Genomic DNA, 13,088 nt, shown 5'->3' on the forward strand with positions numbered 1-13,088 from the left:
ACTTGGTGAATTCATACTACTTCCCTTTCCAATTACTATCACTGGTTTTCCCCAAATACCGTGCTATTCCTTCTAAGACTGGATTTATCCATAATGCATTGGCCGCAACTAAATGTAGAGTCAAATTAGTATTCACAAACCATTTTGGCATGTGACCAGTAGACATTATCACAGGCATGTCATTTTCCTGTATTCTTTTACTACCCATCTCTTTTGTTTCCTGTCTCTGTTTCTCACTGTCAGACTTGTTAGGCCCTTTGTGGTAATTTACCACCCTTTCGTTAAGGTCATTCTTAAGATTATCATTCATCTTTTTAGTTTCAGGCCTCATGGAAAAAATGTACAAATCCTCTAAATCGGCTATTGTAACACGATGAACCTCGAAGTTTTCCGGAACATTTTCTTCCCATCTAGCTCCTCCACTCCTCCTGGTGCCATCCCACCCAGGAATCTCAGGCTCACCAAGCTCCATTAATCCTAAAGCTACAGCGATAGTCAAAACACTGCCGATAATTGCCCCCGGTCCTGGAGCCACCCCGCCAACGGCAACCGCACCTTGGTTACTCACTCCAAGTTCATCAACCTTAACTATATGTTCGTAGATTTGTGAAAAGGGTGGCCTGACATCTTTTATAAAGATATCCTCATTAAACATGTGTGGATCAACAGGAAATAATTTTTTTACATCTTCGGCCGCATGCTTCGGATCAAACAGTTTTTTTAACGTCTTTTCAAATTCGGATCCTGTATTACTCACCGCCCCCGGTTGCACCGCTATATGCGGCTTCCTCCCCGTTGCATCCACATACTTCAGTGGTTGGTTCAACACATACGGATACGGGTTGGTCGTTTGCGGATGGAAGGCGTTGCCTCCCCAAGGATCCTCGGAAATAAAGCGACCGATTGCCGGCATGTAGTGCCGCGCCCCCGCATCGTACAGACCTGTGGCAGCTTCAAAGGAGTGGCCGGTGTAAGAAGCCGATACTGAAGGACCTGCAAACGCATCGAAACAAAAGTCCCCATCGGAGGCACTCATTGCACTCATCGATGTTCCTACTTCGGCATCGCCCGCGCCATTCCCTTTCACATAGAAATCAGCGGCATCATCTTTCGCTGAGTTTATAGTATCTGTCTCCGCAATAGGATTCATCGCCGCAGTAGGCATACCGAATGCATCATAGGCGTACTGCACGACTTGGTCACCGCGATCCGACGAGACGTGCGTCGCGCTCCCTAAGGTGTCATGCTGGTAATAAAACGTTTTCTCAGCGTCCAACACCCCGTCTAACGCCAGTGCACCCTCATCCGGCGTTCCCGCTTCAGCAACCGATGAGGCACCCGGCGCAAGCACTTCCTCACCGATTAAATCGGCTCCGGCTGTCCCTCGTGCCCCGCGTATAAAGCGGCGCACACCGTCTGGGCCAACTGTCATGAGGACATCGTCTGTTGCCGCCAACGGGTCGACGACAAACGATTCAGTGTTTTGCCCTTCCGAAGTAACTTGCCCATTTACGGGTACATCAGCATGATGTGTAGCCGCTTCACATGCAGACTGTGGTGCTTCGCATGCTGACTCTGACACTTCACATGCTGACTCTGTTTGTGCTCGCTCCTGCAACGCTCCCTTTTGAGACGTTGCCACGTCGCCTTCCCGCGGCACGATGGAATGCGAGGTGCGTTGCACCTTCTGACCGAGGCCGTTATATGCGTAATGAGTCTGAACACCGTCCGCAGTCTTAGCCTCGACGAGCCGATTTGCCGCGTCAAACGTATGCTGCTGGACAAGCTGATCCCCTCGGTATATCTCAACTAAGTTCCCCCGCTTGTCGTAACTGTAACGTTGTGTCTCGCGATGCGCGAGGTCAAACGTCTGCACCAAACGGTTGGAACGGTCGTATTGGTACAGCTCTCCCGCACGTAGGAGTGAACCCTCTTTTCCTTCATGTACATCGATCCGCCCCAGGCGGTTGCCCAATTGATCGTAAAAGTAGTTGCGACGCAACCCGTCGCTATGCGTCACTTCGGTCAGGCGGTGCAGTTCGTCGTAGGCGTAACGCGTTTCCTCCTGCCGCCCGTCCTGATCCGTTGCCACCGTACGCATGCGATTGCCTGCTCTGTCGTAGGTAAAAGCTTGCGACGTATACGCGCGACGCTCGCGGTCCGCGTGGGTGAGCTGCGTGACCCGCGATAAGGAATCATACGCGTACGTCGTCGCATGCCCGTTCGGTAAGACGCGTCGCTGCAGTTGCCCGTTCGCGTCGTACGCATACGTTGTCTTTCTTTCCGCGTCGTCTGCCACTTCGACGACTTGATCGAGCGCGTTGTAGGCGTATCGCACACGGTAGCCGTCCGGGTAAGTGACTGAGGCCCGTTGACCAGTCGGCGTCCACGAATAGACCGTTTTGCGCTGTGCGGCATCGACGACGTGTGCCAATTGCCCACCTACGTCGTACGCAAATTCAGTCACCCCGAGCCAGTCGCGAAGGCGCGTGAGTTGACCGGATGGGTTATATTCATAGCGCACTTCCCGTCCATCACCAAACGAGATCCCGCTGACTTGTTGCCTGCGATTATAGGTGTACGCCGTCTCGAAACCGTCGCGATCGACAACGCTTGTTAATTGGCCTAGACCGTTATATGAATAACGCGTCACCTGTCCAGCCGCATCAACTGTCCGTGCGATCAGCCCGCGCGCGTTATACTGATACGTGAGTGTTTGCTCTGGTTCTCGATTCGTCAGCCACTTCTCTAAATCGATTGGGGCATTTTGGAACTCGGCTGCCATACGTTCTCGTACGGAAGGGTCTCGTACGGTGTGAAGGGCGTTCAGCGCATCGTATGCATACTGTGTCGTGTGTCCGTTTTCATCCACCAGCGAAGCGATGCGTCCGCGCGACGTGTATGTGAACGTTTTGCAACTTCCATCTGGGTTGACGACTTGACAGAGGCGCCCCGCGACATCGTACACGTACGTCGTTTTGTTCCCTAACGCGTCAATGTCAGCTATCACTTGTCCTGTTGGGTCGTACACGCGTTCCCGCATATGGCCGAGAGGGTTTACGACTTTCGTCAGTTGCCCTAGTAAGTCGTATTCAAACTGCCACGAATGGCCGTTCGGAAGTGTCATCTGCGTCATTTTTTGCAGCGCATCGTATGCGTAGGTCGTCGCGTAACCGCGGGAGTCACTCACTTTCACTAGTTGGCCGAGTGCATCGTAAGTAAACGTCGTGACACGACCGGCTGAATCGATCTGCCGCGTTAAGCGCCCCACGGCATCGTAATCGTAACGAGTCACTGCCCCAGAAGGCTGTGTCATCGCGACGACGCGGTTGAGTGCGTCGTATGTGTACGTCGTGTGCCCATCTTCCGCATCAGTCACTTGCACCACGTTATCGTTGGCATCGTACGCATACGTCGTCACGTAACCGTCGGGGTCGGTGACGGTGCGGACTCGCTCTAACACGTCGTACGTATAGACCGTTTTGTTTCCGTTCGGATCGACAACTTTTTGCAAATGACCGAGCTTGTCGTACGTGTACCGCGTGGCGTTTCCGGCGGCATCGGTCACTTGCACCAACTGATCGGATTCGTCGTATGTAAATACTGTCTCGTATCCTTCCTGATCGACGATTTTGCTCACGTTTCCGTGAGCGTTGTAGTGGTAGCGTACACTGTGTTTGTCCGGACCTGTCCATTGCACCGGACGGTGCTCCGCGTCATAGGCAACATGCGTCGTATGCCCATTTGCATCGGTTAGCGCGCTGATCCGGTTCAACTGGTCATACGTAAGGTGGATCGCGTGTTGCAACGCATTCGTAAGCGACGCAAGGTTACCCCGCGCATCGTAAGTAGGCACGAGGCGGGCGCCGTTAGGGAGCTTCGCTTCTTTCAGTTGCCCGATCGCCGTGTACGAGTATGTCGCCGTATGGGCGAGCGGGTTAACCTCCTGGATCATATTCCCACTGTCATCGTACGAAAAGGTGTACGTCGCTCCATCTGCTAACGTGAGCGAAGCGAGTTTGTTTTGCGACGTGTACGTCATTTTCGTCACGTGCCCGAGCGCGTCCCGCATGGCGATACAGTTGCCTTCCCGATCGTAATCATAGGTCGTCGTGTAACCACGGCGATCCGTGTAACGGACGAGGTCGTTGTAATCGTTATACGTATACCGCTCTTTTTCACCTAACGGGTTTACCTTCTCCACGAGCCGGAACCGCTCGTCGTAGACGTAAGTCGTCTCGTGGCCGTGAGCGTCTTTCACAACGGTCCGCTTCGCATCCTCGTCATAAGTGAGCTTCGTCACGCCGCCGTTTGGAGCAACTTGCATCGTAGCCCGCCCTTTGTCGTCGTACGTGTTCTTCACAACCCCGCGGCCGTTCGGACTGATCACTTTCGTCATGCGGTGGTTCTCGTCGTAGTCGTAGCGAATCGTCTGTCCCGCGACATCGGTGAACGCGACTAAGTCGTGCTGGCGGTACGTGTACGACACTTGGCGTCCCGCATCGTCGCTCACCCGTGTGATAAGGCCTGACGCGTTGTATGTAAATTGTAAAGTGCCGCAAGGTGTCTGTAGTGTCACCAACTGTCCGACGCGGTTGTATAGAAGTTCCGTCACTCGTCCTGCTGCATCCGTAACTTGCGTCAACTGTCCCGCTGGGTCAAACGTATAACACTCCTGTGACGGCGTATCCAGCACATACGTACCGTCTTCGTGAGCCTCTAAACGATGCCGCGACCCGTTCGGGGCAACAAAACCGCCATATTCATGTGTTAAAAACAGTTGGCGGTGTCCGTCTGCGAATGTCACTTCCACGTCTTCATCGTTGACCGCTTTCAAATGAACGCCGTAATTCCACTGCCAATTTGCGCCAAATACTCCGACTTGGTCGTCTTGCGCGTTATAAAAACGCGTGAGCGCCACCGGACTCGCGCCAGGGATGACGAGATCCGTATGTTCGTAAAAGAAGTTTCCTGAAGCGATATTGATCGGGTCTGGCGTCTTCGGAGATTGTTTGTTGTCCCCTTTCCCGTACATATTGGACAATTTACTCGTTTGCTCCGTGATGGCTTCTTTGACCTTTTCCGGCAAGCTGTTAAACAGTTCCTGATACGTCTCCTCTTTCGTCCATTGACCGGACGAATAACCGGGCACACTTAGCTGTCCGCTTTGCAGCATCTCGTTCATCCGGGCGATGTACGTTTCCATCAGATGGGCGTCTTGTTCCAACTGTTGTAGCGCATTTGCTTGTTGATGGTCAAAGGTGTGCAACTTGTCGAGGGTCTCTTCGATTTTTTGCTGACCTTGCAAAATCTTTTGTCTGGCACTGTCTTCATCCAGATTAGGCAAAGATAAAATGTCGCGAATTTGCGATAGAGCGGCGTTAACGTTATTGGTGCGATCCGAAACAGCGGTACGCACATAATGCAAACTGTCTTTCACATCTTGTTCGAGAAATACATCGCGAATCAAGCCACTCTCTTCCGGTTCCGTCGATTGGAGTGCCTGTTTGCAACTGTGCAGAAAGGACTTGTACCTTTCTAAAAAAAGCGTGTACTTCTTTAAAAAGGGCAGGTGGCATTCTAGAAAAAAGGTGCGAATCGCCAGCCCCGCCGCTCCTTTCAGGCTGTCGTCCAACGAAACGACTTCCGAGGCGGCAGCTTCGACGGCTTTCACATGACCAATTTGCTCCGCGATCGTTTTTTCAGTCATATCGAGCATATTGTGCAGCGCTTGCACATCCAGTGTTTTCACGATCGTTCACTCCTTTCACCTGGCAGATTTTATCGAGGTGCCCATTTTCCGGTCGACCTCGCGCATCGTCTCCACAGCTTCACTAGCAGCTGACACATTTTTTAAGAGAACGTGCTGGTAATCCGTAGCTAATCGTTCAAGCCACCCGTTCAAGTGATTCATCCGCGTCACGACGTCTAGTGCATTTTGCCCCATATCGTAAGCTAAGATGGGCTGCATGACACCTTGCCCCGAAATTTTTAACGTTCCTAACGCCTTCTCCACCGCGTGATACTCGATTTTAATGTCGCTACCCACACCTTCACCTCCATCCTTAGACGCCTCCATCCTTAGACGCCTAGGTTGTACGAGCGCCAAAACAAGCACGCTCGTCCATAAGCGAAACGAAAAATTGTTTCTCGTGCGTTTATGGAAAAAACGGTTACCGCGCTTTTTCGTAGAAATAAAAAAGAGTTTCTCTCGCAGACGTTCCCCCATTAAACACCGAGACGATTAACTTTTTAACCGACTGATTTGATCCCGTTTGGACGACATCGCACTTGCGATGTGTCGGTTAGCGCTTTCCAAGGCGGCTATTTGTCCTTGAATACGCTGCACGTGATCTTCCGTTTGCTCCATTAACGCCGTGTAAGACTTCTTCAGTTCATCGCGAATCGCCCGAAATTCTCCCGCGTGTGTTCCCGCCCACGTCGCTTTAGTCAATGCCGGTTCATATATTTTGTTTTTGTCGTCACTAAACTGCTCGTACGCATGCGACACACTAGTTTTCGCTGCATCGAGCCGCTGGATTTTCTCTAAGTTGCCGTTCAATTGACTCGAAAGGTTGGAAATGTCGTGTTGTAGGTCTGAGATGACGGACTGTTTCGCATCGCTCGGTGGCGCCATATCATCACCCCATACGTTTTGGTTACTGCCATCGGGTAGGATTCTTGGAGTCTAGCAAACCGGGAAAGCTCGTCTCAGAAAAAACAGTTAAGTAAATTATGAGTAATGCGGAAGATGTTAAGCATGAAATATGATAGTCAATTAAGGGTTTACATGAAGCAGGCTATATTTGGCAAGGAAAAAGTTAGACATCCCACAAAGTTTTTTCTAAAGGCGCACTGAAACGCGTAACCGTGAACATTCAACTTTAATAAACCCGTTGAATCATCCCGTACCGCACACTTCAAAAAAATAGCCCCAATCACACCCCACAGCCACTAGTATGCTATACTGAATAAGGAATTTGAGGTGAGACACAAATGGCAATTGACGGCATCGTTACGCGCGCGCTCGCACGTGAGAGCGAGCAGCTAATCAGCCAAGGACGCATCAATAAAATATATCAACCGAACCCGACCGACCTCCTGTTACACATTCGCGGCGGCGGTCGCAACGTGCGTCTGCTACTATCGGCGCACCCGGTGTACGCGCGCGTACATACGACCGACGAAACGTATGAAAACCCGCTTGAACCGCCGATGTTTTGCATGTTGCTGCGCAAACATCTCGAAGGCGGCATCATCACATCCGTGGCGCAAGTCGGCCTCGAACGCATAATCACCTTCGACGTGCGCGCGCGCAACGAATTAGGCGACATTGTAAATAAACGTTTAATCGTAGAAATTATGGGGCGCCACAGCAACATCGTCTTAATCGATCCGGCAAGCGGGCACATTTACGACGGCATCCGCCGCGTCACCCCCGCCATCAGCCAGTACCGGCAAATTGTGCCGGGCGCGACGTACGTAGCGCCACCTGATCAAGGGAAACGCGACCCGTTAACGGTGGACAAAGCGGACTTTTTGAAACGTCTCGACTTTAACAGCGGCCGTCTCGACAAACAGCTCGTCGCCGCTTACACGGGGATCGGGCCGCTTTTGGCTAAAGAAATTGTGCACCGCGCCGGCATCGGTTCACGGGAAAACTACTGGCGCGCCTTTCACGACATCATGGCCGACGTGCGCGCGGACACGTTCGCCCCGACACTCGTGTACGGGAAGAAAAAAGACGTGTTTGCCGCCGTTTCGCTTACCCACGTCGCGGGGGAAGTACACCGTTTTCCGACGATGCACGGGTGTGTCGCCGCTTATTTTTCTGGCAAGGCGGAACGCGACGCGGTGAAAAACCGTACGCACGATTTAATGCGTTTCCTCAGTAACGAGTGGAAAAAGAACGAAAACAAGTTAAAAAAAATGCGCAAAGAACTGGCGGATACGGCGCGCGCCGACGAGTACCGCCTGTACGGGGAACTGCTAACCGCGTATATGTACCAAGTGACGCCTGGCGCACGGTCGATCGACCTCGTCAACTACTACGACGAAGCGGGAGCGACGGTGACGATTCCGCTCGACCCGAGCCGCTCCCCGGCGGACAACGCGCAACACTATTTTAAAAAATATAATAAGGAAAAAGCGCGCACGGCACACATTACCGCGCAAATCGAAAAAACGGCAGCCGAAAACGACTATTTAGCCACTGTGTTGCAACAGTTGGAAAGCGCTGGGATCGAACATATTGAGGACATTCGCGAGGAGTTAATCGAGGAAGGCTACTTGCGCAAACAGGCGCGCCGCGACGGACGCCGCGCGAAGCAGAAAAAAGACAAACGCCCCGAGCTGACGCGCTTTACCTCTAGTGAGGGCATTCCGATTTACGTCGGCCGCAACAATCGCCAAAACGACTATTTGACGAACCGGTTAGCATCGAGCGACGATACGTGGCTACACACGAAAGACATCCCCGGCTCCCACGTCGTCATTCGCGGGACGAATTTTGGCGAAGCGACCTTAATGGAAGCGGCGCAGCTGGCGGCTTTCTTTAGTAAGGGGCGGGCGTCGTCACAAGTGCCGGTCGATTACACTGCCGTTAAGCACGTACGTAAACCGAGCGGCGCCAAACCGGGGTTCGTCATTTACGATCACCAAAAAACGGTGTACGTCAACCCCGATGAAGCGATGGTCCGCCAAATGGCGCAGGAACAGTGATCTCGTAGATCGCTGTATGTCGTGTGGGCAGTGGCGCGAACGTAATCCCAATCACTTCGCGCCCGCCGCGCACCATCCACACACGCCTACGGTACTTCGCGCCCGCCCCTTTCCCTTCTCCTACTTGCGGTTATATTGGGCAAAAATGTTTTGTAGTTTCATCGCCAAACCGACTTCGCCTTTAACTTTTAACTTCTTAAACATAAAGGCAGAAACCGCATTCAATTCGCCGCGGACGAGTTTCTTAAAATTGTCGGCGGACATTTGGATACAGCAATCGGCGGGCTGTTCGTCACCTTGCACGACGTTCGCCGTCCCTTGCGACAAATGCAGTTGGTAAGTCCCCCCGTCATCCCCCGACAGATCAAATTGATACACCGTCTCCATACCGGCGATCGGTGCAGCATCTTCTTTCGCGAGCGTTTCTAACTCAGAAAAAACGTCTGCAGTTTTCATGTTATACTCCCCTTGCATGATAATATAACTCGCGGGGCAACAAAGTTAAAAAAACGTTGCCCCGCCTTTTTAGCTTCGTGCAATTTTAACGTTAACTTTAACGGAACTCACGCGGAATGCGGCGGGCGACGTCCGTGTCGATGGCCGCGCGAATGACTGCCTCGCGAATGCGGCCGGCGACTTTTTTGTTAAACACACTCGGCGTAATGTAGTGTTCGCCTAACTCGTCGTCTCCGACGATGGAAGCGATCGCCTGCGCCGCTGCGAGTTTCATCTCCTCGTTGATCGTCGTCGCACGGCAGTCGAGCGCCCCGCGAAAGATGCCTGGGAAACAGAGCACGTTATTAATTTGGTTCGGATAGTCGGAACGTCCCGTCGCCATGACTCGTACGTACGGCTCAGCTTCATCAGGGAGAATTTCCGGCGCTGGGTTGGCAAGTGCAAACACGATTGCATCGTCAGCCATTTTTTTCACATCTTCTACTTTCAACACACCAGGCCCGGAAATGCCGATAAAGACGTCTGCCCCCTCAATCACTTCCGAAAGACTCCCCGTTACCTGTGCCGCATTCGTGTGCGCCGCGCACCACTGCCACATCGGATTGTCGTACTGTTCAGATGCAACGAGCGCCCCGGCGCGATCGACACAAATCACATTTTTTGCACCGGCCGACAGCAACATTTTCGTACAAGCGACGCCAGCCGCGCCGATTCCCGTTACGACAATTTTTGCCGTTTCAATCGCTTTGCCAACAATTTTTAAGGCGTTAAGTAGCCCGGCGAGCAAGACGACGGCGGTGCCGTGTTGGTCGTCGTGAAAGACGGGAATATCCAATTCTTCCTTCAGCCGCTGTTCGATTTCAAAACAGCGCGGCGACGAAATATCCTCGAGGTTAATGCCGCCGAATGCCGGTGCGATCGCTTTCACCGTGCGGATAATTTCTTCCGTATCGGTCGTATCGAGACAGATCGGCACGGCGTCAATTTTGGCAAACTGTTTAAATAAGACCGCTTTCCCTTCCATAACCGGCATCGCTGCGCGCGGGCCGACATCGCCGAGCCCTAAGACAGCGGTTCCGTCGGAGACGACAGCGACGGTATTCCGCTTCATTGTCAACGAATACGCTTTATTTTCGTCTTCGTGAATCGCCATGCAGACGCGGGCGACGCCAGGTGTATACACGTGGGACAAGTCCTCACGGTTTTTGATCGGCATTTTAGGTTTCGTTTCAATTTTACCGCCGATGTGCATGAGGAAAGTGCGGTCTGACACGTTAATGAGTTCGATTCCGTCCAACTGTTGCACCGCATTAACAATGCGTTCACTGTTTTTGTCCGGCAAATTAACCGTCACGTCGCGCACGGTCGATTCACGGCTTTGGTGGATGACGTCGATCGCGACGATGTCACCTTCCGCTTCGCTAATCGCCGTTGCTAATTGTCCGAACGAGACTTTGTTTTTGTCCATTTCTAAGCGCAAGATAATACTTAAATTCGCTTGGGTTCGCATTTCGCGATGTTCACACTCCTACATATGCAATCAATTTTCCACACAAAAATATGTATTAACGCCCTACTTATTGTGGCACATGTGCGATAAATGAGCAACTACACGATGCAAAAGCAATCGTTTTTCAAAAAGTGCAAATGCGCCAAGTAGCGCACGGAAGATAGGCGGAAAATAAGCGTTAATACTCGATCTTCATATCGCCGAACGTAATCCAGCCTTTCTTGCGCATCCATTCGGAAATAGCCAGGCTGAATACAGCCGGTCCAATAAAGTGAAGCAGGAGCACATATGAAAGCACGTCCCACGAAAAGCCCATCGCTTCAAAGGTCATCAATTGCCCGACCAAGCCGCTCGTCCCCATCCCGGCGCCCGCCGGTACGTTCGACATCTGCAGCCACACCGTGCCCACTGGTGCTAATATGGCGCCCGCGAGCGTCGGTGGTAATAAAATGAGTGGGTTTTTGACAATATTACCCACCTGCAACATCGACGTGCCGATCCCTTGCGCCAGCCAACCGCCTATCCCGTTTTCGCGAAAACTGCTCGTCGCAAATCCGACCATTTGTGCCGCACAGCCGATCGTCGCCGCGCCGGCAGCAAGTCCTTCCAATCCGAGCATGATCGCGATCGCCGCACTGGAAATCGGAGCTGTTAACGCTAAGCCCATTAACACGGCGACGAGAATCCCCATCAAAAACGGCTGCTGCTCGGTCGCCCACATGACGACGTCGCCAAAATAAGTCATGAACCCGGCAATGGCTGGACCAAACAGTGCCGAGACGGCGTAACCGGAAGCGATCGTCACAAACGGACTCACAATAATGTCGAGCTTCGACTCCTTCGAGACGATTTTTCCCAATTCGACCGCGATGACGGTCGCCGCATAACTTCCCGCTGGCCCGCCGAGCTCGGCGCCAAATGCCCCCGTAATGAGTGCGGAGAACAACACGAGGGGCGGCGCTTGCAATCCGTAAGCGACGGCGACGCCGATCGCCGGACCCATCAGATCCATCGCCAGCTGGCCCATCGGGACAAAATGCGGCAAGCTCAATTGTTCCCCGACCGTCTTTAAAATTAACCCAATAATAAGGGAAGAAAATAGCCCAAGCGCCATGTAACCCATCGCAGTCACGAAGTACGTCTGCAGTGACAAGTGAACACCTTTTTTGCGCAGAAAAGCTTTCATTGCCAGATCCTTTCCCATGCGGAACTCGTTACTGTAAGGCAAACGGGGAGGCGGTGGCTACATCCGCATCTCCCCAGATCCTTTCCCATGTAGAACTCGTTACTGTAAGTGCTGTTAAGTGTTGTTGCTCACGTTACTTTAATACGTACACTAATACGTTACTACATTAACAAAATAATGTCATGCTTTAGGGATTGCCTTATGTTACTGGCACTAAGCTAAACGACATGCCGAGTTCTTCGGCGAGCATTGTCGGCAACCACTGCTATCTTGATCAACATTGCGTGGCACGGAGATCCTCCTGTCTTTCGATCGCAAGTTTTAGTAGTGGCAGGATGCACCCGCGTTCACTCTTCTTCCTTAGCAGGTTGGCGGTAGGTTGGCAGCAGGTTGGCGGCAGCTTAGCAGCAAGTTGGCGGCAGGTTGGCTAGCTCGTCTTGCGGCTCCCCGGTTTAATCGGCGGCTCGGCCCCTGCAGCACAAAGCGGGCACTGTTCTGACGTGTACGTCTCGACCTGTATCTTAACGAGCGAATGGAACGGATAACGGAACGGCGAACCATTCGTACTGCGGTCGACGACGCTGGCGATGCCGAGGACTTCCGCACCGTGCCGTTCGGCGACGTCTAACACTTCTTGCACCGAACCGCCGGTCGTTACGACATCTTCCACGACGACGATCCGCTCCCCCTTGTACAATTGAAAACCGCGGCGGAAGGTCATCTTGCCATTTTCGCGCTCCGTAAACAGTGCCCGGCAACCGAGGGCGCGCGCTACTTCGTGTGCAGCGACAATACCGCCCACCGCCGGGCCGACGACCACGTCGACATCGCTCGCTTGAAACGGCTCTGCCATCGCTCGTCCGACCGCTTCCGCATCTTCAGGATGCTGAAACAGTAACGCGCATTGCAAGTAGCGGTTCGTGTGACGACCTGAGGTCAATAGATAATGTCCCTTTTTTATAACGTTATTCTTTTCCAACAGTGCAACCCACTCGTTGTGCGTTTCGATGTGAGCCCCGTTAGTCTGTACCGCTTCCTTCTCCGTTACCGTCTCATTCACAGCTGTCGCTTCACGTTTGTTCAACACACTCATTCCTCCACACGTTGCTTTATTTACTGCTGTCATTCCACAATTTCTATAGCCACTTCCATGCAATGAGTGACACTTCCATGCAATGAGTGACACTCATCCGTGCGCACCGCTTAAGACAGTTT

The 13,088-nt window shown here is 52.5% G+C and carries 8 protein-coding genes; 1 reads left to right on the forward strand and 7 read right to left on the reverse strand.

The window, feature by feature from the left end; translation table 11 throughout:
- Window positions 1-16: 16 nt before the first annotated feature.
- The 3 genes from BN1247_RS08235 to BN1247_RS08245 form a co-directional block, all read right to left on the reverse strand.
- Window positions 17-5,752 carry a T7SS effector LXG polymorphic toxin gene (locus BN1247_RS08235; protein WP_054949956.1) on the reverse strand — a complete coding sequence of 1,912 codons (5,736 nt, stop codon included), beginning with the start codon at window positions 5,750-5,752 and terminating at the stop codon, window positions 17-19.
- Between the two features lie 15 nt (window positions 5,753-5,767).
- Complete coding sequence (locus BN1247_RS08240) at window positions 5,768-6,049, reverse strand: YwqI/YxiC family protein (RefSeq protein ID WP_054949957.1); 282 nt, start codon at window positions 6,047-6,049, stop codon at window positions 5,768-5,770.
- Window positions 6,050-6,244: 195 nt separating this feature from the next.
- The gene (locus tag BN1247_RS08245; RefSeq protein ID WP_054949958.1) at window positions 6,245-6,637 is read right to left on the reverse strand and encodes a YwqH-like family protein; all 393 of its coding nucleotides are present in this window, start codon (window positions 6,635-6,637) and stop codon (window positions 6,245-6,247) included.
- Window positions 6,638-6,996: 359 nt separating this feature from the next.
- On the opposite strand from BN1247_RS08245, the gene BN1247_RS08250 reads away from it, so the two are divergent.
- Window positions 6,997-8,721 (forward strand): Rqc2 family fibronectin-binding protein, encoded by a 1,725-nt coding sequence (locus tag BN1247_RS08250; protein WP_054949959.1) that lies wholly within the window; start codon window positions 6,997-6,999, stop codon window positions 8,719-8,721.
- Between the two features lie 120 nt (window positions 8,722-8,841).
- On the opposite strand, the gene BN1247_RS08255 is transcribed toward BN1247_RS08250, so the two are convergent.
- From BN1247_RS08255 to pyrE, 4 genes are all read right to left on the reverse strand, one after another.
- Window positions 8,842-9,177, reverse strand: coding sequence for an SCP2 sterol-binding domain-containing protein (locus BN1247_RS08255; RefSeq protein WP_054949960.1), 336 nt, complete (start codon window positions 9,175-9,177; stop codon window positions 8,842-8,844).
- 97 nt (window positions 9,178-9,274) lie between these two features.
- Window positions 9,275-10,687, reverse strand: a complete 1,413-nt coding sequence (locus BN1247_RS08260; RefSeq protein WP_054949961.1) for an NAD-dependent malic enzyme — start codon at window positions 10,685-10,687, stop codon at window positions 9,275-9,277.
- 178 nt (window positions 10,688-10,865) lie between these two features.
- Window positions 10,866-11,873, reverse strand: a complete 1,008-nt coding sequence (locus BN1247_RS08265) for a PTS sugar transporter subunit IIC (protein ID WP_054949962.1) — start codon at window positions 11,871-11,873, stop codon at window positions 10,866-10,868.
- Between the two features lie 427 nt (window positions 11,874-12,300).
- A complete protein-coding gene (pyrE, locus tag BN1247_RS08270; RefSeq protein WP_231633202.1) occupies window positions 12,301-12,960 on the reverse strand; it encodes an orotate phosphoribosyltransferase in 660 nt (219 codons plus the stop codon).
- Window positions 12,961-13,088: the final 128 nt, after the last annotated feature.

This window comes from Numidum massiliense, from assembly GCF_001375555.1.
Classification (GTDB): Bacteria; Bacillota; Bacilli; order Thermoactinomycetales; family Novibacillaceae; genus Numidum; species Numidum massiliense.

Excerpts from the sequence above, each read along its gene's own strand:
- BN1247_RS08245 (WP_054949958.1), bottom strand. The coding sequence starts at position 6,637 with ATGGCGCCACCGAGCGATGCGAAACAGTCCGTCATCTCAGACCTACAA.
- BN1247_RS08250 (WP_054949959.1), top strand. The coding sequence starts at position 6,997 with ATGGCAATTGACGGCATCGTTACGCGCGCGCTCGCACGTGAGAGCGAG.
- BN1247_RS08255 (WP_054949960.1), bottom strand. The coding sequence starts at position 9,177 with ATGAAAACTGCAGACGTTTTTTCTGAGTTAGAAACGCTCGCGAAAGAA.
- BN1247_RS08260 (WP_054949961.1), bottom strand. The coding sequence starts at position 10,687 with ATGCGAACCCAAGCGAATTTAAGTATTATCTTGCGCTTAGAAATGGAC.
- BN1247_RS08265 (WP_054949962.1), bottom strand. The coding sequence starts at position 11,873 with ATGAAAGCTTTTCTGCGCAAAAAAGGTGTTCACTTGTCACTGCAGACG.